The 20,416-nt window shown below is 70.5% G+C and carries 20 protein-coding genes; 14 read left to right on the forward strand and 6 right to left on the reverse strand.

What is annotated here, in order from left to right; all coding sequences use genetic code 11:
- Positions 1–373 precede the first annotated feature (373 nt).
- The 11 genes from mshD (at position 374) to pstB (ending at position 12,134) form a co-directional block, all read left to right on the forward strand.
- Positions 374–1,297, forward strand: coding sequence for a mycothiol synthase (mshD, locus tag ACFVT1_RS03505; protein WP_389792108.1), 924 nt, complete (start codon positions 374–376; stop codon positions 1,295–1,297).
- 153 nt (positions 1,298–1,450) lie between these two features.
- The gene (locus tag ACFVT1_RS03510; protein WP_389792111.1) at positions 1,451–1,861 is read left to right on the forward strand and encodes a GntR family transcriptional regulator; all 411 of its coding nucleotides are present in this window, start codon (positions 1,451–1,453) and stop codon (positions 1,859–1,861) included.
- Entirely contained in the window at positions 1,858–2,760 is a 903-nt protein-coding gene (locus ACFVT1_RS03515; RefSeq protein ID WP_389792113.1) for an ABC transporter ATP-binding protein, read from the forward strand. The genes ACFVT1_RS03510 and ACFVT1_RS03515 overlap by 4 nt, the downstream gene beginning before the upstream one ends.
- The gene (locus ACFVT1_RS03520) at positions 2,757–3,731 is read left to right on the forward strand and encodes an ABC transporter permease subunit (protein WP_389792115.1); all 975 of its coding nucleotides are present in this window, start codon (positions 2,757–2,759) and stop codon (positions 3,729–3,731) included. The genes ACFVT1_RS03515 and ACFVT1_RS03520 overlap by 4 nt, the downstream gene beginning before the upstream one ends.
- Positions 3,732–4,021: 290 nt before the next feature.
- On the forward strand, positions 4,022–6,277 hold the full coding sequence (locus tag ACFVT1_RS03525; protein WP_389792117.1) for an RNA degradosome polyphosphate kinase: 2,256 nt from the start codon (positions 4,022–4,024) through the stop codon (positions 6,275–6,277).
- The gene (locus tag ACFVT1_RS03530; RefSeq protein ID WP_389792120.1) at positions 6,264–7,262 is read left to right on the forward strand and encodes a CHAD domain-containing protein; all 999 of its coding nucleotides are present in this window, start codon (positions 6,264–6,266) and stop codon (positions 7,260–7,262) included. Before ACFVT1_RS03525 ends, ACFVT1_RS03530 begins: the two co-directional genes overlap by 14 nt.
- Positions 7,259–7,711 carry an NUDIX hydrolase gene (locus tag ACFVT1_RS03535; RefSeq protein ID WP_389792122.1) on the forward strand — a complete coding sequence of 151 codons (453 nt, stop codon included), beginning with the start codon at positions 7,259–7,261 and terminating at the stop codon, positions 7,709–7,711. Before ACFVT1_RS03530 ends, ACFVT1_RS03535 begins: the two co-directional genes overlap by 4 nt.
- A gap of 187 nt (positions 7,712–7,898) precedes the next feature.
- A complete protein-coding gene (gene pstS, locus ACFVT1_RS03540; RefSeq protein ID WP_389792124.1) occupies positions 7,899–9,035 on the forward strand; it encodes a phosphate ABC transporter substrate-binding protein PstS in 1,137 nt (378 codons plus the stop codon).
- A gap of 216 nt (positions 9,036–9,251) precedes the next feature.
- On the forward strand, positions 9,252–10,247 hold the full coding sequence (gene pstC / locus ACFVT1_RS03545) for a phosphate ABC transporter permease subunit PstC (protein WP_389792126.1): 996 nt from the start codon (positions 9,252–9,254) through the stop codon (positions 10,245–10,247).
- The gene (pstA, locus tag ACFVT1_RS03550; RefSeq protein ID WP_389792128.1) at positions 10,244–11,329 is read left to right on the forward strand and encodes a phosphate ABC transporter permease PstA; all 1,086 of its coding nucleotides are present in this window, start codon (positions 10,244–10,246) and stop codon (positions 11,327–11,329) included. Before pstC ends, pstA begins: the two co-directional genes overlap by 4 nt.
- Before the next feature lie 28 nt (positions 11,330–11,357).
- On the forward strand, positions 11,358–12,134 hold the full coding sequence (gene pstB / locus ACFVT1_RS03555) for a phosphate ABC transporter ATP-binding protein PstB (protein ID WP_362206384.1): 777 nt from the start codon (positions 11,358–11,360) through the stop codon (positions 12,132–12,134).
- A 148-nt stretch (positions 12,135–12,282) separates the two neighbouring features.
- Here the strand turns inward: pstB and ACFVT1_RS03560 are convergent, their stop codons facing one another.
- Both ACFVT1_RS03560 and ACFVT1_RS03565 read right to left on the reverse strand, forming a co-directional pair.
- Complete coding sequence (locus ACFVT1_RS03560; protein WP_362206383.1) at positions 12,283–13,281, reverse strand: inorganic phosphate transporter; 999 nt, start codon at positions 13,279–13,281, stop codon at positions 12,283–12,285.
- 5 nt (positions 13,282–13,286) lie between these two features.
- Positions 13,287–13,907: a DUF47 domain-containing protein gene (locus ACFVT1_RS03565; RefSeq protein ID WP_114245730.1), complete on the reverse strand. Its 621-nt coding sequence runs from the start codon at positions 13,905–13,907 to the stop codon at positions 13,287–13,289.
- A 200-nt stretch (positions 13,908–14,107) separates the two neighbouring features.
- Here ACFVT1_RS03565 and ACFVT1_RS03570 point away from each other — a divergent pair, with 200 nt between their 5' ends.
- Positions 14,108–14,467, forward strand: coding sequence for a metal-sensitive transcriptional regulator (locus ACFVT1_RS03570; RefSeq protein ID WP_362206382.1), 360 nt, complete (start codon positions 14,108–14,110; stop codon positions 14,465–14,467).
- Positions 14,468–14,482: 15 nt separating this feature from the next.
- Here the strand turns inward: ACFVT1_RS03570 and ACFVT1_RS03575 are convergent, their stop codons facing one another.
- Positions 14,483–14,677, reverse strand: a complete 195-nt coding sequence (locus ACFVT1_RS03575; protein ID WP_362206381.1) for a hypothetical protein — start codon at positions 14,675–14,677, stop codon at positions 14,483–14,485.
- 256 nt (positions 14,678–14,933) lie between these two features.
- Entirely contained in the window at positions 14,934–15,851 is a 918-nt protein-coding gene (locus tag ACFVT1_RS03580) for a hypothetical protein (RefSeq protein WP_389792132.1), read from the reverse strand.
- A gap of 132 nt (positions 15,852–15,983) precedes the next feature.
- Here ACFVT1_RS03580 and ACFVT1_RS03585 point away from each other — a divergent pair, with 132 nt between their 5' ends.
- Together ACFVT1_RS03585 and ACFVT1_RS03590 are read left to right on the forward strand one after the other, a co-directional pair.
- Complete coding sequence (locus tag ACFVT1_RS03585) at positions 15,984–16,172, forward strand: hypothetical protein (RefSeq protein ID WP_389792133.1); 189 nt, start codon at positions 15,984–15,986, stop codon at positions 16,170–16,172.
- 155 nt (positions 16,173–16,327) lie between these two features.
- The gene (locus tag ACFVT1_RS03590) at positions 16,328–17,959 is read left to right on the forward strand and encodes an FAD-binding oxidoreductase (RefSeq protein ID WP_389792135.1); all 1,632 of its coding nucleotides are present in this window, start codon (positions 16,328–16,330) and stop codon (positions 17,957–17,959) included.
- A 145-nt stretch (positions 17,960–18,104) separates the two neighbouring features.
- Here ACFVT1_RS03590 and ACFVT1_RS03595 read toward each other — a convergent pair whose 3' ends face one another.
- Positions 18,105–18,836, reverse strand: a complete 732-nt coding sequence (locus ACFVT1_RS03595) for a phosphatase PAP2 family protein (RefSeq protein WP_389792137.1) — start codon at positions 18,834–18,836, stop codon at positions 18,105–18,107.
- A 354-nt stretch (positions 18,837–19,190) separates the two neighbouring features.
- Positions 19,191–20,201, reverse strand: coding sequence for an NlpC/P60 family protein (locus ACFVT1_RS03600; RefSeq protein WP_389792139.1), 1,011 nt, complete (start codon positions 20,199–20,201; stop codon positions 19,191–19,193).
- Positions 20,202–20,416 lie beyond the last annotated feature (215 nt).

Raw genomic sequence — 20,416 nt, forward strand, 5'->3', positions numbered from 1 at the left:
ATCAGGCCGGGCCGGATCAGGCCGGGCCCGGGTCCCGCCGCTCCGCACGCGGCCGGCCGACGCAGTCCGCCGGCGCCACCGGCATGGTGTCCCGCCCCGCCGATCCGTCAGGCGCGGTCGACCGGACGACAGCTCTCCGCGCCGCGATGGGCCTCCACCGGATCGGGTCAGGACGCCCTCGTGCACACCGGAAGGAGCGAGCGGCCCAGGAGCGCCGCTCGATCACCTCGCGATCCGGGCGGGGAGCCGAGCACCTCGGCCCGAACGCCGCTCGAACAGTCCACGCGGCGGCCTGCCGCCCAAGCCGTCCGGCAGGCCGCCGGACCCCGTGCGCACCCCCACAACGCCCCTCGCCCCCCGTACGCTCGTACACATGACGACTGACGTACCTCTCCCCGCCCCCGGACGTGAGATCCAGACGCTCGACGCGCTCTCCCCCGAGCAGGCCGGAGCCGTGTCCGACCTGCTCGCCGAGGCGGCCCGGTCCGACGGCCGGCAGGCCGTGTCCGAGCAGGGACGGCTGCAGTTGCGGGGCGGGCGGCGCGAAGGAGTGCGGCATCTGCTGCTCACCAGCGGGTCCGTCCTGGTGGGGTACGCACAACTGGAGGACACCGACCCGGTCGAGGCACCGGCCGCCGAACTGGTCGTGCACCCGGCGTACCGCGGGCAGGGGCACGGCCGGGCGCTGGGGGCGGCGCTGCTCGCCCTGACCGGGAAGCGGCTGCGGGTGTGGGCGCACGGCGGGAAGTCCGCGGCGCGGCACCTCTCGCAGGTCCTCGGCCTCTCCCTCTTCCGTGAACTGCGCCAGCTGCGCCGCCCGTTGAGCCCGCCGGACATCGCCGAGCCGGTACTGCCGCCCGGCGTCACCGTCCGCACCTTCCTGCCCGGTGAGGACGACGCCGCCTGGCTCGCCGTGAACCGCGCCGCCTTCGCCCACCACCCCGAACAGGGCTCGCTGACCCAGCGCGACCTGGACGACCGCAAGGCGGAGCCCTGGTTCGACCCGAAGGGGTTCTTCCTCGCCGAGCGCGACGGGGAGCTGATCGGCTTCCACTGGACGAAGGTGCACGCCGAGGAACACCTCGGCGAGGTGTACGTCGTCGGCATCCGGCCCGACGCGCAGGGCGGCGGGCTCGGCAAGGCACTCACCGCGATCGGGCTGCGCCACCTGGCCGCCGAGGGGCTGCCGACGGCCATGCTCTACGTCGACGCCGACAACAAGGCGGCCCTGGCCGTCTACGAGCGGATGGGCTTCACGACGCACGAGGTGGACCTGATGTACCGCACGGAGACCTGAGCAGCCACGACGCGCAACAGGGGCGGTGTCGGCCGACGCCACCCGCACAGGGGCGGTGTTCCTCGACGCCACCCGCACAGGGGCGGTGCCGCTTGACGCCGCCCCTTTCCTGCGTCACCCTTTCACTACTTAATTAGTGAAAGGGGGGTGAGCATGGCAGGGACCGCAGCGGTCGAGTACCGCATCGACCGGCGCAGCGGCGTCGCCACGTACCTCCAGATCGTCCAGCAGACCAAACAGGCCCTCCGCCTCGGCCTGCTGGAGCCCGGCGACCGGCTGCCCACCGCGCGCGAGGTCGTCGAGGCCACCGCCATCAACCCGAACACCGTGCTCAAGGCCTACCGCGAACTGGAACGCGAGGGTCTCGTCGAGGCCCGGCGCGGGCTCGGCACCTTCGTCACACGGACCCTCGGCGGCGCGGCGGCCGTCGACGACGCGCCGCTGCGCGCCGAGCTCGCCGACTGGGCCCGCCGGGCCCGCGCGGCAGGGCTGGAGAAGGACGATGTGAGCGCGCTCTTCACCGCCGTACTGGACAAGACCTTCGAGGGGGATCAGGCCGGATGACAGGCGCTGCGATCGAGGCCTTCGGCCTCGGCATGAAGTACCGGAACAGAGGCGGGGGCTGGGCGCTGCGCGACTGCTCGTTCCGGCTGCCCGCCGGGCGCGTGTGCGCCCTCGTCGGCCCCAACGGTGCGGGCAAGTCCACCCTGCTCGCCCTCGCGGCGGGCTTCCTGCGGCCGGTGAAGGGGACGGTACGGGTCCTGGGCACGACGCCCGGGGAGGCACGGGCCCGGATCGCCTTCGTGGCCCAGGACAAGGCGCTGTACCCGCAGTTGACGGTCGCCGGGACCCTCTGGGCGGGCGCCGAACTCAACCCCGGCACCTGGGACCGGGACACCGCCGAACGCATCGCCGGGGAGCTCCCGCGCGACGCCGCGGTCCGCACCCTCTCCGGCGGTCAGCGCACCCGGCTCGCGCTGGCCCTCGCCCTCGGCAAGCGGCCCGAACTGCTCCTGCTGGACGAACCGATGGCCGATCTCGACCCCCTCGCCCGCCACCAGCTGATGGGCGCGCTGATGGCCGAGGCCGCCGAGCACTCCACGACCATCGTGATGTCCTCGCACATCCTCACCGAGCTGGAGGGCGCCTGCGACTACCTCCTGCTCGTCGACGGCGGCCGGGTCCGCCTGGGCGGCGAGACGGACGACCTGCTCGCCGCGCACGCCCGGCTCACCGGTCCCGTACGGGACACCGCACCGCACACCGTCGTCGAGTCCCGCACGGCGGGGCGCCTGCAGACCACGCTGGTACGCAGGGAGGGCCCGGTGGACACCACCGTCTGGGAGGCCGCGGAGCCTTCACTGGAAGAACTGCTCCTGGCCCATCTGCGTTCCCCCGGGGCGCCCGCTCTGCTGACGCCGAGCGCGGAGGTCCGCAGCCTTGAGGCGGTGGCGGCCGTATGAGCGCGATCGCCCTGCGCGGCCCGGCCCGCGTCGTCCTGGCCCAGCACCGGCGGCCCCTTCAGCTCCTGGCCGCGCTCCCCGTCCTGGTGGTCGTCGTGCTGGCCGGCGCCTGGCTGTGGACCGACCACGTCATGGACACCTTCGCCGCGACGGGCTGCTCGGTGCAGCACACCACGCCCGGCTGCGGCGACACGGTGCGCGAGTTCCTCGACCGCCGGCAGTGGATGCGAGACGTCCTCGACTGGTCCGGCCTGCTGATGATGGTCCTGCCCGCGTTCGTCGGGATCTTCGTGGCGGGCCCGGTGATCGGCCGCGAGATGGAGAACGGCACGTACCGGCTGGCGCTGTCCCAGTCCGTGGCACCCGCCCGCTGGCTCGCCGCCAAACTCGCCGTGCCCGCCGTCGTGACGCTGGCCTCCGTCTCCGTGCTGTCGGCCGCCTGCGCCTGGGCCCGGGACCGGGCCGACCGGACGCACCAGGGGCAGGAGTGGTACGAGCGCACCGTGTACGGCTCGATGGGCACCGTCCCCGTCGGCTACGCCCTGTGCATGCTGGCCCTCGGCGGCCTCGCCGGCCTGGTGCTGCGCCGGACCGTGACCGCGATGATCGTGACGGTGATCGGGTACGGCGCACTGGTGGCGGCCGTCAACTCCGTGCGCGACCATCTGTGGCCGACCCTGACGGACACGTTCAAGCAGGGGAGCGGCTACCGGTTCCCCGACGGGGCGGTCGGCGTCAGGACGGGCTGGCTGACCCACTCCGGCCGGCGGCTGCCCGACAACGCGTGCCTGGACTGGGCCTCCGACTTCAAGCAGTGCCTGAACGAGAAGAACATCGACCTCCGCTTCCGCGACTACCACCCCGCCTCGCACTTCTGGCCGCTCCAGCTCGTCGAGACCGGGATCCTGCTCGCCCTGGCCGCGCTCGCCGTCGCCGTCGCCTTCCGGGTGCTGCGCCGCCGCCACGGCTGAAACCCCGCTGCCCGTTCCTCCGTTCCGGGCCCCTCCACGGGGCCCGGAACGGTGCGTACGACGCATCCGCGCACCCGCACACCGCTTCCTGCACGTCATGTCGCCGTTACCGGCCATTCAGAAGGGCTTGCGACCCTTTCAGGATGCAGCCAGCTGTGCCGACCCCCCGCGACGGGAGAATTCCCGGTGGCGACCGTGCGAACCCCACGAACCACACGGACCGCGTGTTCCCCGCGATCTCCGCGCTCTCCGGCGCGCCCTCGGGCCCCCCGGCGCGGAAGAATGGGTTCATGAGCCAGCAGCCCAGCTCCGAGGTCCCGGTCCAGGCACCTGTCCAGCCGTCGGTCGGCTCGCTCGCCGCGCACCGGCCGCGCGCCGTCGCCGCCGCGTCGCCCAACGGCGCCGCGCTGTCGACCCGGGCCGACCTCGATCCCGACATCGACGCCGACGTCGACGCGTACGAACCCGACGTCGACGGCGACGAGCTGCCGCGCGGCCGTTTCCTGGACCGGGAACGCAGTTGGCTCGCATTCAACGAACGGGTGCTGGAACTGGCCGAGGACCCCGCGACCCCCCTCCTCGAACGGGCTAATTTCCTCGCCATCTTCGCCTCCAACCTGGACGAGTTCTTCATGGTCCGGGTGGCCGGACTGAAGCGCCGTATCGCCACCGGCGTCGCCACCCGCTCCGCCTCCGGACTCCAGCCCCGCGAGGTCCTCGACCTGATCTGGACCCGCTCGCGCGAACTCATGGCCCGGCACGCCGCCTGCTACCAGCAGGACGTCGCCCCCGCCCTGTCCGACGAGGGCATCCAGCTGATCCGCTGGCCCGAGCTGACCGAGAAGGAGCAGGCCCGCCTGTTCACCTTCTTCCGGCAGCGGGTCTTCCCCGTGCTGACCCCCCTCGCCGTCGACCCGGCGCACCCCTTCCCGTACATCTCGGGCCTCTCGCTCAACCTCGCCGTCGTCGTGCGCAACCCGGTCAGCGGCCACCGCCACTTCGCCCGGGTCAAGGTGCCGCCGCTGCTGACCCGCTTCCTGGAGGCGTCGCCGCAGCGGTACGTGCCCATAGAGGACGTCATCGCCGCCCACCTCGAAGAGCTCTTCCCGGGCATGGAGGTCCTCGCCCACCACATGTTCCGGGTCACCAGGAACGAGGACCTGGAGGTCGAGGAGGACGACGCCGAGAACCTCCTCAAGGCCCTGGAGAAGGAACTCATGCGGCGCCGCTTCGGCCCGCCGGTCCGCCTGGAGGTCGAGGAGTCCATCGACCCGTACGTACTGGACCTGCTGGTCCGCGAGCTGAAGGTGTCCGACGCCGAGGTCTACCCGCTGCCCGGCCCCCTCGACCTCACCGGGCTCTTCGGCATCGCGTCCCTGGACCGGCCCGAGCTGAAGTTCACCAAGTTCATCGCGGGCACCCACCGCGAGCTCGCCGAGGTCGAATCCGCCTCCGCGCCCGACATCTTCGCCGCCCTGCGCGAACGCGACGTGCTCCTGCACCACCCGTACGACTCGTTCTCCACCTCCGTCCAGGCGTTCCTGGAACAGGCCGCGAGCGACCCCGACGTCCTGGCCATCAAGCAGACCCTGTACCGGACCTCGGGCGACTCACCGATAGTGGACGCCCTCATAGACGCCGCCGAGTCCGGCAAGCAGGTCCTCGTACTCGTCGAGATCAAGGCCCGCTTCGACGAGCAGGCCAACATCAAATGGGCGCGCAAGCTGGAGGAGTCCGGCTGCCATGTCGTCTACGGGCTCGTCGGCCTCAAGACCCACTGCAAGCTCTCGCTCGTCGTGCGCCAGGAGGGCGACACGCTGCGCCGCTACTCGCACGTCGGCACCGGCAACTACCACCCCAAGACGGCCCGGCTGTACGAGGACCTCGGCCTGCTGACCGCCGACCCGCAGGTCGGCGCGGACCTCTCCGACCTCTTCAACCGGCTCTCCGGCTACTCCCGCCGCGAGACCTACCGCCGCCTCCTGGTCGCGCCGAAGTCCCTGCGCGACGGGCTGATCGCCCGGATCAACAAGGAGATCACGCACCAGCGGGCCGGGCGGACCGCCTACGTCCGCATCAAGGTCAACTCCATGGTCGACGAGGCGATCGTCGACGCCTGCTACCGGGCCGCGATGGCGGGCGTACCGGTGGACATCTGGGTACGCGGCATCTGCGCGATCCGCCCCGGCGTCCCCGGCCTCTCCGAGAACATCCGGGTCCGCTCGATACTGGGCCGCTTCCTCGAACACTCCCGGGTCTTCTCGTTCGGCAACGGCGGCGAACCCGAAGTATGGTTCGGCAGCGCCGACATGATGCACCGCAACCTCGACCGCCGGATCGAAGCACTGGTCCGGGTCACCGACCCCGCCCATCGCGCCGCGCTCAGCCGTCTCCTGGAGACCGGCATGGCCGACACCACCTCCTCCTGGCACCTGGGTCCCGACGGGAACTGGACCCGGCACGCCACGGACGCGGACGGCCAACCGCTGCGGCACGTACAGGAAATGCTCATTGACGCCCGGAGGCGCCGGCGTGCGACGCCATGACCACCAGACGACGCAGGCGGACCTTACGGCAGGGGCGGTGCTCGCGCCCTACCTGCAGGAACAGGCCGCCGAATTCCTGCGCAGCCTGCGCCTGCACCACGAGAACAGCGCCCCCACGGACGCCGGAAGCCACGCCGCCGACGAGGCCGCAGCCGCGCTGCGCCGCTCGTCCCGCCGGATCGGCGGCACGCTGCACACCTTCCGGGCGGCGCTGGACGCGGCCTGGGCCGAGCAGCTCCGCACCGAACTGGCCTGGCTCTCGGGCACCCTGGCCCGGGAGCACGCCTACGCGACTCGGCTGACCCGGCTCCTCGAAGCGCTGCACGCCCTGTCCGGCACCTCGCTGCCCGCCGCCCGTACGGGATCCGGCACCGACTCCGCCGGCGACAAGGAACGCGCCGCCCTCGGCGTCGGCGCGGCCCGCGCCGGGGCGCTGCTCGAACGGCAGCTGACCCTCGCCCGGACCCGCGCCCACTCCGCGGCGCTCCAGGCGCTCGGCTCCTCCCGCTTCCACGCGGTGGCCGACGCGATCGCGCTGCTCGCCTCCGACGTCCCGCTCGCCGCGTCGGCCGGGGCCCCCGCCGAGGAGATGCTGCACGGGCCCGCCGACCGCGCCGAGCAGCAGCTGCTCGGCGCGGTGGCCGCGCTCCCCTCGGACAAGGCGGTCGAGCCGTACAACGAGGCGCAGGACGCGCCCTGGCACCGGACCCGGCTGCTGCTGCGGCTGCACCGGTACGCCCACGAGGTGGTACGGGGCGCCCCCGACCCGGTCCTGGCCGCGCCGGGCCACGCGCTCGATCTGCACCGGGACGCTTCGGAGGCGGCCGCCGCGGCGGCGTCGGCGGCCCGTACCCCCCGGATCGCGCCCGCGACCGCGTACGCCCTGGGGGTGCTCCACGCCGACCAGCGCCATGAGGTGGAGGCGGCCCGCAGCGTGTTCCGGGCGAACTGGCCGTTCACCGCCGCAGCCGTGATCGCGCCATGAGCGGGGCGGTGGGCGCCCGCGGCGGCAGGCGCACCGTGAAGAACGGCCCGGTGCTCGCCGCGGGGTGTGTGCTGTGGCGCCGTTCGGAACGCTCCGGCGAGCTGGAGATATGCCTGGTCCACAGACCCCGTTACGACGACTGGTCGCATCCCAAGGGCAAGCTGAAGCGCGGCGAGCCGGCGCTGGACGCCGCCCGGCGCGAGGTCCTGGAGGAGACCGGCCACCGCTGCGCGCCGGGCTCCGCGCTCCCCACGGTCCGCTATCTCGCGAACGGCCGCCCCAAGGAGGTCGCCTACTGGGCGGCCGAGGCGACCGGCGGCTCCTTCGTGCCCGGCACCGAGGTCGACCGGGTGAGCTGGCTCTCCCCGGCAGCGGCCCGTACCCGGCTCACCCAGGACCGCGACCGGGACCTGCTGGACGCCTTGCTCGCCGCCCTGCCGAGCGCCTGAGCGAGGGCCGGAACCGCACCGTCCTGCACGGTTCACCTTCCGTTCACTCTCTCCCGTAGGCCGCTTCACCTGTTCTGCCTAACTTCGGCAGTGCACGGTGCACGGCGCAACGCCGGAGCACCCACCCCATCGCACGCCGTCGTAGAACGAAGAGACCTCGGCGGCTCCTGGAAGGAACACCCGAAAAGTGAAGCTTCAGCGCAAGAACCGGCTTCGTGCCACCGCGCTCGGTGCCCTCGCCGTCTCCGGCGCCCTGGTCCTCACGGCGTGCGGTTCGGACGACAACAGCGGTGGCACGACCGGCGGCAACGGCGGCAAGACGAGCGCCGCGTCGAACATCAAGTGCGACGACGCCAAGGGCCAGCTGCTCGCCTCCGGCTCCAGCGCGCAGAAGAACGCCATGGACCTCTGGGTCAAGAACTACATGGCAGGCTGCTCGGGCGCCGAGGTCAACTACAAGTCGTCCTCCTCCGGTGACGGCATCATCGCCTTCAACCAGGGCACGGTCGGCTTCGCCGGCTCCGACTCGGCGCTGAAGCCCGAAGAGGTCGCCGACTCGAAGAAGGTCTGCAAGGGCGGCCAGGGCATCAACCTCCCGATGGTCGGCGGCCCGATCGCCATCGGCTACCACCTGGAAGGCGTCGACAGCCTCACGCTGGACGCCCCCACCCTCGCCAAGATCTTCGACGGCAAGATCAAGAAGTGGAACGACCCGGCGATCGCCAAGCTCAACAGCGGCGCGAAGCTCCCGGACAAGGCCATCCAGGCCTTCCACCGCTCCGACGACTCCGGCACCACCCAGAACCTCGGCAGGTACCTGGGCGCCGTCGCCCCGGCCGACTGGAAGTACGAGGCCGAGAAGAAGTGGCTGGCCCCCGGTGGCCAGGCCGCGTCCAGCTCCTCCGATGTCGCCGCTCAGGTGAAGCAGGTCGACGGCGCGATCGGCTACTTCGAGCTCAGCTACGCCACCTCGCAGTCGATCTCCACCATCGACATCAACACCGGCGGCTCCGCCCCGGTCAAGGCGACCCCGGAGAACGCCTCCAAGGCCATCGCCGCCGCCAAGGTCAAGGGCACCGGCAAGGACCTGGCGCTGGAGCTCGACTACGCGACCAAGGCCGAGGGCGCGTACCCGATCGTCCTGGTGACGTACGAGGTCGTCTGCGACAAGGGCAACAAGGCCGAGACCCTGCCCACGGTCAAGTCCTTCCTGAACTACACCGCCAGTGACGAGGGCCAGAAGCTCCTCACCGACGCCGGCTACGCCCCGATCCCGACCGAGATCAACGCGAAGGTCCGCGAGACCATCGGCTCCCTCTCGTAACCGAGAACGGAACGCACAGGCAACACCTGCAACACCAGCTTCATCAGCTTCATCCAGCCACACCAGCTTCATCAGCTTCATCAGCCACACCAGCTTCACCCAGCCACACCCAGCAGGCCGGTCCGGTGCACCCCTCCGGACCGGCCCGCGAACCACCCATCCGGTGCACCGCCGCCAGGGGAGCCGCGCCGCTCCCCCACACAGACCGGAAAGACCATGGCTTCCACCACACCGATAGAAACGCCGCCGGCACCGCCGGTGGCGCGCAAGCGCGCCGGGACCAAGTCCGGGCGCGTGGGCGACAAGGTCTTCCTGGGCCTCTCCAGGGGCTCGGGCATCCTGCTGCTCGTGATCATGGCGTCGATCGCCGCGTTCCTGACCTACCGCGCCTCGCTCGCCGTGTCCAAGGACGAAGGCAACTTCTTCACCACCTTCGACTGGAACCCGGCCGGCGACCCGCCGGTCTTCGGCATCGCGGTCCTCCTCTTCGGCACGGTCGTCAGCGCGGTCATCGCGATGGCCATCGCCGTCCCGGTCGCCGTCGGTATCGCCCTGTTCATCTCGCACTACGCGCCGCGCAAGCTGGCCGCACCCCTCGCGTACGTCGTCGACCTCCTCGCCGCAGTGCCGAGCATCGTGTACGGCATCTGGGGCGCCCTCGTCCTGGTCCCGTACCTGGAGGGCACGAACCTCTGGCTCGACCAGTTCTTCGGCTGGACGTACCTCTTCGAGAAGACCGAGGTCGGCGTCGCCCGCTCGCTCTTCACCGTCGGCATCCTGCTCGCGATCATGATCCTGCCGATCGTGACCAGCGTCAGCCGCGAAGTCTTCCTCCAGGTCCCGAGGATGAACGAGGAAGCCGCCCTCGCCCTGGGCGCCACCCGCTGGGAGGTCATCCGCCTCTCGGTGCTGCCCTTCGGCCGCTCCGGCGTGATCTCCGCCTCGATGCTGGGCCTGGGCCGCGCCCTCGGCGAGACGATGGCCGTCGCCACGGTCCTGTCGCCGAGCTTCCTCATCTCCGGGCATCTGCTCAACCCGGGCGGCGGCACCTTCGCCCAGAACATCGCCGCGAAGTTCGGCGAGGCCAACGAGCTCGGGCGCGACGCCCTGATCGCCTCCGGCCTCGTGCTCTTCGTCCTCACCCTGCTGGTCAACGGCGCGGCCCGGCTGATCATCGCCCGCCGCAAGGAATACTCGGGGGCCAACGCATGAGCCAGGCAGCGAACACCGGCATCCAGGAGCGCCCCGCCCCGGAGGCGCCCGCACGCCCGACCAGCCTGAGCAGCCGGGCACTCCCCCGCTGGGCCCCCTTCGCCTTCGCGGCCGTCGCGATCGTGCTGGGCGTGGGCACCGGCGCGGCGGCGGGCTGGCAGAGCCGCACCCAGTGGGGGCTGTTCTCCGCCCTCCTCTTCGTCGTCATCTCGTACATCACGACCTCGGTCGTCGAGAACCGCCGCCAGGCGAAGGACCGGCTCGCCACCAGCATCGTCTGGGTGTGCTTCCTGCTGGCCGTCGTGCCGCTCGCCTCACTCCTGTGGACGACGATCAGCCGGGGCGCGGAGCGCCTGGACGGGTACTTCCTGACCCACTCGATGGCCGGCGTGCTCGGCACCGAGCCGACCGGCGGCGTCTATCACGCACTGATCGGAACGCTGGAGCAGGTCGGCATCGCCACCCTGATCTCCGCCCCCATCGGCATGCTGACCGCCGTCTACCTGGTGGAGTACGGCAAGGGCGCCCTGGCGAAGACCGTGACCTTCTTCGTCGACGTCATGACGGGCATCCCGTCCATCGTCGCCGGTCTCTTCATCCTCTCGATCATGCTGATGACGAAGACCGCCCCGTCCGGTCTGATGGGTGCGCTGGCACTCACGATCCTGATGATCCCGGTCGTGGTCCGGTCCACCGAGGAGATGCTCAAGCTCGTCCCGAACGAGCTCCGCGAGGCATCGCTCGCCCTCGGCGTCCCGAAGTGGCGCACCATCCTGAAGGTGGTCCTCCCGACCGCGATCGGCGGCATCACCACCGGTGTGATGCTCGCGATCGCCCGGATCGCCGGTGAGACCGCGCCGATCATGCTGCTGGTCTTCGGCAGCCAGCTGATCAACACCAACCCGTTCCAAGGCGCACAGTCCTCGCTCCCGTTCTACATCTACGAGCAGTACAAGGTCGGCACCGATCAGTCGTACGACCGTGCCTGGGCCGCCGCGTTGGTCCTGATCGCCTTCGTCATGATCCTCAACCTGGTGGCCCGCGGCATCGCCCGCTGGAAGGCCCCGAAGACCGGCCGCTGACCGCGGCACGAAAGAAGCAGTGATTCAGATGGCCAAGCGCATCGACGTCAGCGGCCTGTCCGCCTACTACGGCTCCCACCTCGCCATCGAGGACATCTCGATGACCGTGGAGCCCCGCTCCGTGACCGCCTTCATCGGCCCGTCCGGCTGCGGCAAGTCCACCTTCCTGCGCACCCTGAACCGCATGCACGAGGTCACCCCCGGTGGCCGCGTCGAGGGCAAGGTGCTGCTGGACGACGAGAACCTGTACGGGGCGAACGTCGACCCGGTCACCGTGCGCCGCACGGTCGGCATGGTCTTCCAGCGCCCGAACCCGTTCCCGACCATGTCGATCTTCGACAACGTCGCGGCGGGCCTCAAGCTGAACGGCTCGTACAAGAAGAACCAGCTGCCGGACATCGTCGAGAAGTCCCTGCGCGGCGCCAACCTCTGGAACGAGGTCAAGGACCGGCTGAACAAGCCCGGCTCCGGTCTCTCCGGCGGCCAGCAGCAGCGCCTGTGCATAGCCCGCGCGATCGCGGTCGAGCCGGACGTGCTGCTGATGGACGAGCCGTGCTCCGCCCTGGACCCGATCTCCACCCTGGCCATCGAGGACCTGATCGGCGAGCTGAAGGAGCGCTTCACGATCGTCATCGTGACGCACAACATGCAGCAGGCGGCCCGCGTCTCGGACCGCACGGCGTTCTTCAACCTCGCGGCGGTCGGCAAGCCCGGCAAGCTCGTGGAGATCGACGAGACGGAGCGCATCTTCTCCAACCCGTCCGTCCAGGCGACCGAGGACTACATCTCGGGCCGTTTCGGATAACCCCAAGGATGGCCTTGAGGTGCTGCATGGCGGTGCCACCGCAAGGCGAAGGGGCCGCCCCCACTCCCCGCAAGAGGGAGTGGGGGCGGCCCCATTTCCGTACGCACCGCCCGCCCGGTCACCCGACGAGCAGCGCCACCGGTCCGGGTCACCCGAAGAGCAGCGCCACCAGCCCGTAACTCGCGGCAGCGACCAGCGCCGCGGCCGGCATCGTGATGAACCACCCCAGGATGATGTTCTTGGCAACGCCCCACCGCACCGCGTTCACCCGCTTCGTGGCGCCCACACCCATGATCGCCGAGGTGATCACATGCGTCGTGGAGATCGGCGCGTGAAACAGGAACGCCGAGCCGAACATGATCGACGCACCCGTCGTCTCGGCGGCGAACCCCTGCGGCGGGTCCAGCTCGATGATCTTCCGGCCGAGCGTCCGCATGATGCGCCAGCCGCCCGCGTACGTACCCAGCGAGAGCATCAGCGCGCAGACCAGCTTCACCCAGACCGGAATCGGGTCGCTCGGGCTCTCGACATCGGCGATGACCAGGGCCATCACCACGACACCCATCGTCTTCTGCGCGTCCTGCAGACCGTGGCCGAGCGCCATGCCTGCGGCCGAGACCGTCTGGGCGATCCGGAAGCCGCGCTTGGCCTTGTGCGGATTGGCCTTCCGGAACATCCACATGATCGCGACCATCACGAGGTAGCCGACGACGAGGCCGATGACCGGCGACAGGAACATCGGGATGACGACCTTGTCGAGCACCCCGTCCCAGTGCACCATCGTCCCGCCGGCGAGCGCCGCCCCGACCATGCCGCCGAACAGCGCGTGCGAGGACGAGGAGGGCAGCCCGAAGTACCAGGTGACAAGGTTCCAGATGATCGCGCCGACGAGCGCGGCGAAGAGGATCCCCATCCCCTTGTGCCCCTCGGGGGTCGCGATCAGGCCCTCGCTCACGGTCTTGGCGACACCGCTGCCGAGGAACGCACCGGCCAGGTTCATCACCGCGGCCATCGCCAGCGCCGCGCGCGGTGTGAGCGCACGGGTGGAGACGGACGTGGCGATGGCGTTCGCCGAGTCGTGGAAACCGTTCGTATACGTGAAGCCGAGCGCGACACCGATGGTCACGATCAGCGCAAAGGTGTCCACGTGGTTCAGGACTCCTTGACCGCGATGGTCTCCACCGTGTTGGCGACATGCTCGAACGCGTCGGCCGCCTCTTCCAGCACGTCCACGATCTGCTTGAGCTTCAGCACCTCCATGGCGTCGTACTTGCCGTTGAAGAGGTGGGCGAGCAGTTTGCGGTGGATCTGGTCGGCCTGGTTCTCCAGGCGGTTGACCTCGATCCAGTACTCGGTGAGATTGTCCATCGTGCGCAGACCCGGCATCGCCTCGGCGGTCAGCTCGGCCGCCCGGGCCAGCACCTCGATCTGCTGAGCGACGCCCTTGGGGAGTTCCTCGACCTGGTACAGCACGACCAGGTCGACGGCCTCCTCCATGAAGTCCATGATGTCGTCGAGCGACGAAGCGAGGTTGTAAATGTCCTCGCGGTCGAAAGGCGTAATGAAAGAGGAGTTCAGCTGGTGGAAGATCGCGTGGGTGGCATCGTCCCCCGCGTGCTCCGCTGCCCGCATGCGCTCCGCGATCTCGACTCGGGAGGCAGAATCCGCCCCGAGCAGTTCCATCAGGAGTTTCGAGCCCGTGACGATGTTGTCCGCGGATGCGGAGAACATGTCATAGAAGCTCGTCTCCCTGGGGGTCAGACGAAAGCGCACGTGGGGTCCTCGGGGTGCTTTGGATTCGGTCAGGCTGATGCTAGGTGCATCATCCGGCCACGGCTAACCGGCGTTCTTCAGTGTCGCGCATCGGGCACGGCGATCGGCACGGGCCCCCGGTCACGTTTCAGCAGAATTCGTTAGGATATACCCACCAGGGGTATATAAACGGCAGGGTAATGGGAAAACGGGAGGCAGTAATGACCACCACCGAGGCCGCCGGTTCCACCGCCGCCACCCCGGCGACGGAACCGGTCGTCACCGACCACGACCGGGGTATACACGGCTATCACCACCAGAAGGCCGAGCACCTCAAACGGCTGCGCCGGATCGAGGGCCAGATCCGCGGTCTGCAGCGCATGGTCGACGAGGACGTCTACTGCATCGACATACTCACCCAGGTCTCGGCGTCCACGAAGGCGCTCCAGTCCTTCGCCCTCCAGCTTCTGGAGGAGCACCTGCGGCACTGCGTGGCCGACGCCGCGGTCAAGGGCGGCGAGGAGATCGACGCCAAGGTCGAGGAGGCCACGAAGGCCATCGCCCGCCTGCTCCGCACCTGATGCGGGGCTCCGTCCTCACCCCCGGTGGTCGGCCTGCCGGGGGACGGCGGTCCGTTCCGCGATCACCCGGACGTTCAGCACCTCGTCGATACGGTCCGCGCTGAGCCGTTCCCCGATCGCGGCCGAAGCGGCGATCATCAGCTCGCCGCAGAGCTCGATCTCGGCGAGGGCCACATGGTCGGATACGGTCCGCGTGCCGAGCATCACCATGTCACTCACCTCTCACTGCCGCCGCCGACTTCCTAGCGTAGGGAGCGGACCACACGCCGCGCATGGCACGGACGGACCATTTCGCGCCCGCCGCCCTGCCTACGCCCCGCCCCGTCCGTCCACCGCCCGGCCGCCTCCGCCGATTGCCTCGGCCGACGTCCACGGCCGACATCCTCTGCCGGTCGCCGATCGCGGTCCACTGTCTGCTGTCCACTGCCCGCTACTTGCTGCCTGCTGCCTGCTGCCTGCTGTCCGGCTATCTCTGCTGGATCTTCCCGGTGTAGATGTCGCGGTCGTCCGGCAGCCGTACGGAGACCGGCACACCGAATCCGTAGAGCAGCGTCGTCGACACCACCTCCACCGCCGGCCCCTTGTCGGCGAAGGTGAAGCGGTGGCGCACCTTGCGCAGCCGCCCCTGTTCGTCGAGATACGCGTCGAACGGCACCGCGTGCGCACGGAACCCTTCTGCCGCGGCGGTCAGTGCACCGCGCGATTCCGGCGACGCCTCGCGCGCCGCCCGGCCGATGTCCACGACACCCCGGTAGTGCCGGACAGCCACCCCGGCGAGCTCGGTCCGTCCCAGGTACGTCACCTGCCGCGCCCCGCACAGCAATTCGGCGGCGGTCATCGGATCGGTCACGCCGCCGGTGACCAGATTGCCGTCATCCAGGGTCGTCGTGTCGACCCTGACCCACTTGTCCTCGGGCACTCCGGCGCCGCGGTTCATCATGTAGAGCGCGCCGGGGGCGAGCAGCTCGGTGAGGGGACGGTGCTCGTCCGCCCCGGCGGCGTCTGCGGGCAGCACGACCGTGAGCCGGCCCGTCCGGTGCCGGAAGTCGTACGTCCCCCGGCCCCTGATCGTCACCCGCGTCCCGCCCGCCGCGGTCTCCATCGACGTGCGCACCTCGGCGCTTCCGGCGACGGTCCGGTCCCCGGCCCCCGTCACCGTCATCGTGCCCGTCCCCCTCACCGTCCTCGGGCCCGTACCCGCAAGCACCGCGGCCGCGCGGCGGACCACGTAGAGGGAATCGGCACTGCCCCGTTCATCGGCCATGGCACGGTCACCGCCGCCACCGCCGCCCGAGCATCCGGCGGTCGCCGCCATCACGCCCACCACGGCAAGGGCGCAGACAGCGCGCGCCCCGCCTCCGGACCTGTGCTGCCGCACCACCATCGCCTGCCAACCCCCAACGACGTACCGCTTGTCCGAGCCCCCCTCCGCTCCGCATAACGACGGCCCGTGTCCCCCGTCACGCCGCTCCCTTACGCCACACCGCCGGGTGGCCGTGCCCAGTACCGTGGACAGGTGTACGTCCAACACACCGAAGAGGTACCGCAGACTCCCCCTGCCCGCGCGTCCGCCGGGCACGATCCCACGACCGTGGAACGCGGCTCGTTCTGCACCGCCCGCTGCAGTTGCGGCTGGTCCGGGCCGGCCCGCCGCTCCCGGGACCGGGCCCGCACGGACGCCGCGGAACACCGCGCCGCACCCTGACCCTTCCCCCTTCCCCCTTCCTCTCTGTCCTCTCCCCCTCCCGCGCCGGTCCCCCTTCCTCTTCCTCCTCCTCTTCCTCCTCCTGCGCCGATCCCCCCCCCTTTCTCCCGGCGTCCCCCACCGAACGGCCCATGAGCGCCCGATCCGGAGGTCCGATGAACCCGCTGCCCCTGCCCGACCGGCGCACCCTGCTCCTCGCGGGGGCCGCGGCAGCCCTCACCGGCACCACGGCGACCGCCTGCAGCGACCCGTCCGGCTCGGGTACCGACTCCGGAGCAAGTTCCGGCTCCGGCCCCGGCGGAAACGCATCGGGCACAACAGGTGCCACCCCCGCCTCACCGGCCCCGTCCAAGCCCGCCCCGTCCGGCCCGGCGGACTGGTCCGCCCTGGCCAGAAGCCTCGACGGCACCCTCATACGCCCCCAGGACGCGGCCTACCCGACCGCCCGTCAGCTCTACAACACCCGCTTCGACGGTCAGAAACCCGCCGCCGTCGCCTATGTCAGCCACGAGGCGGACATAGGCGAGTGCCTGGCCTTCGCCCGGCGCACCGCCACCCCCGTGTCCATCCGCAGCGGCGGCCACTCCTACGCCGGCTGGTCCAGCGGCGACGGGCGGCTCGTGCTCGACGTCTCGTCGCTGTCCCGCGTCGAGGGGAACGGCACGATCGGCGCGGGTGCCAAGCTCATCGACGTCTACCAGGGCCTGGCCCGCAACGGCCTGACGATCCCCGGCGGCTCCTGCCCCACGGTCGGCATCTCCGGCCTCACCCTCGGCGGCGGTCACGGCGTCGCCTCCCGCGCGTACGGCCTGACCTGCGACAGTCTCACCGCGGCGACCGTCGTCACGGCCGACGGCAAGACCCTCACCGTGGACGCCAAGCACCATCCGGACCTCTTCTGGGCGCTGCGCGGCGCCGGCAACGGCAACTTCGGCGTGGTCACCGCCCTGACGTTCCGCACCCGCCCCGCTCCGCAGACCGTCACCGCGTACATGTCCTGGCCCTGGTGGCGTGCCCGCTCCGTCGTCACGGCGTGGCAGGAATGGGGGCCGTCGCAGCCGGACGAGATCTGGTCCTCCGCGCACCTCGACGCGGGCCCCGGCGGCCGCAACCCGACCATCTCGGTGGCCGCGTTCAGTCTCGGCACCTACGGCGACCTGCAGAACGCCGTCGACCGCCTCGCCGACCGGATCGGCGCCCCGGCCTCCTCTGTATCGCTGCGCCGCCGCAGCTACCAGGAGTCGATGCTCGTGTACGCGGGCTGCTCGGGCATCACCGACGCCCAGTGCCATCTGCCGGGCACGACGCCCGGCCGCACCCCGCAGGGCGCCCTCCAGCGCGAGACGTACGCCGCCGCTTCCGACTTCTACGACCGCTCCCTGTCCCCGGCGGGCGTGCAGGCCCTGCTCGACCGGGCCGAGGCATTCACCCGGATCCCGGTGAGCCAGGGCGGAGGCAGTGGCTCCATCGCGCTCACCGCACTCGGCGGGGCGATCAACCGGGTCTCTCCGGAGGCGACGGCCTTCGTCCACCGCCGCTCGCGCGTACTCGCCCAGTACATCGGTTCCTGGCGCCCCGGCACAGCGGGCAACGCCTCACAGGACTGGCTGAAAAATACCCATGCGGTGATGCGTCGGTACGCGTCCGGAGCGGCGTACCAGAACTACACGGACCCGACGCTGACCGACTGGCGCCAGGCCTACTACGGCTCGGCGGCCGACCGGCTCGCCCGTCTGAAGGCGCAGTACGACCCCGGGCGCCTCTTCGCCTTCCCGCAGGCGCTCTGACGCGCGGTCACGCCCGTGACGCGCGGTCACAGTCGTGACGCCGCACCGCGCCGCACCGTCCGATCGCCGCCGCCGCCGGCCTGCGTACCCGCGCGTCTCCTGGACGCTGTCCACACGGCCGGTGAACGCTTCCGGTGAACGCTTTCTACGCGGCCAGGTCCTTCTCGCCGTCCCCGCCGGCCGTGCCCGGTCGCGGCTCCGGAATCCCGAACGCTCCGGCCCGCCCGCCGGACGCCGCCGACGGCACCGGCCGGCGCGACCGCACAAGCCGGCCGAGCCGGTCCGAACGGAAGACGGCCGCCGTCAACGGAGTCAGCAGCATCATCGCCAGCGGGGCGAGCAGCAGGGCGACCGCCGTACCCAGTGCGAATCCACCGATGACGTCGGTCGGGTAGTGGACACCCATGTAGATCCGGCAGAACCCTTCCAACAGGGCGAGGGCGATCGCGGCGATGCCGAACTTCCGGTTGGCCACGAAGAGCCCGACGGCCAGAGCCATCGCCATGGTGGCGTGGTCGCTCACGAAGGAGAAGTCGTTCTTCCCGTCCACCAGGACGTCCAGCCCCTGGTGGTCCTTGAACGGGCGCGGCCGCTCCACGAAGCCCCGGATCGGGATGTTGATCAGCAGCGCGATCCCGGCGGCGAGCGGCGCCCAGACGATCCCGGAGACCGCCGTCACCGAATCATCGGCCGTGCCGCGCCGACGCACACTCCACCAGCACCACAGGACCACCAGGACCATGCCGAGCATGATCCCGTACTCGCCGACGAACTCCATGACCCGGTCGAACCAGGCGGGAGCGGACTTCGCCAGTCCGTTGATGTCGTAGAGCAGGCTGACGTCGGGGTTCGACCCATCCAGTGCGAGTCCAGCCATCTGCTGCGGCCCCTTGCCTTGTCTGCTGCCGCGGGGCACACCCATGTGCACCGCTTTGACGAACCCCCGTGTCGGTTCGATCACTGCGTGGATCGGTAAATCGGTCATGCGTGGATCGGCACCGCGTGGTTCGGTACGGCATGGCGGCTCCGCCCGTGAGGGCTTTCCCCGGTCGACGACACATGGTCGATGCACCGCTGACCCGGTTCATCCGGTCCACCCAGGGAACGACGTGCTCCGTGCGTGCGTTCCACTCTCCACCGAATGATCACCATGACGTTATCGAAGAGTGACTCATCGTCGCAGCTCAGGGCCCAGGCTTCACGGAGAGTTCCGGCCACCGCCGACCCCGCGTCATGCCGCCGGAAGGGCGGTCGGAAGAGCCGCGGCCCCGTCCTTGGTCACGCGCGTCGCACCGAAGTAGTCAGGCGCGTCGATCTTGTCGAACCGGATCACGGCCCCGGTGTACGGCGCATTGATCATGTACCCGCCCCCGACGTAGAGCCCCACGTGGTGGATGGCCCGCGAGTTGTTCAGGTCGTCCGAAAAGAACACCAGGTCACCGGGGAGCAGCTCGTCCCGCGAGGGGTGCGGGCCGGCGTTGTACTGGTCGTTCGCCACCCGGGGCAGCTCGATGTCCACGGTCCGGTACGCGGCCTGGGTCAGCCCGGAACAGTCGAATCGTCCGCCCTGCTCGGCCGTGCCGTTGCCGCCCCACAGGTACTTCGTACCGAGCTTCTTCTGCGCGAAGTAGATGGCCCCGGCCGCCTGCTGCGAGGGCTGCACCCGTCCGACCGGCCGGGCGAAGCTCTTCTCCAGGGACCGGATGATGGTGACGTAGTTCTTCGTCTCCGTGATGTCCGGCACCCCGCCCGACCGGATCACCCGGTACGCGCCGGCGTTGTACGCGGCCAGCATGTTGTCCGTCTGATCCCCGGGCACCTTCTTCACGTACCCGGCCAGTTCGCAGTCGTACGAGGCGGCGGACGGAATCGCGTCGGCCGGATCCCATACGTCCCGGTCCCCGTCGTTGTCCCCGTCGATCCCGTGCCCGGCCCAGGTGCCCGGGATGAACTGGGCGATGCCCTGAGCCGCGGCGGGACTCTCGGCACGGGGGTTCCACCCGCTCTCCTGATACAACTGGGCGGCCAGGAGAGCCGGGTTGATGGCGGGGCAGAGGTTGCCCCACTTCTGCACCAGCGGCTGGTACTTCGCGGGCACGGCCCCCTTCGCCAGCCCGACGGCCCCGCTCATGCCCGAACCGGCGAGTCCCGCAGCGGCGGAGTACGTACCGACGACGAGCAGCCCCACGAAACACATGGCCATGCCGACGCCGATGCCACCGATCACCCAGAATTTACGCACCCCTCAACCATCCCCCATCGAGGCCGGGTTCATGGGCGGTTTCGCGGGTGTGTACGAATCAGCCGGGTCATCGGGGGCGCGGACCGGTCACTTCGACGCACCGGCCGGGCACTCCGGTGCGCCGATCGGACGCCCCTGTGCACCGACCGGTCGTTCCTGTGCAACGACCGGTCGCTTCTACGCACTGCGCAGCTGTTCCTCCGTACTGCGCAGTC

The organism is Streptomyces sp. NPDC057963, from assembly GCF_042887155.1.
In the GTDB taxonomy this organism is placed as follows: domain Bacteria; phylum Actinomycetota; class Actinomycetes; order Streptomycetales; family Streptomycetaceae; genus Streptomyces.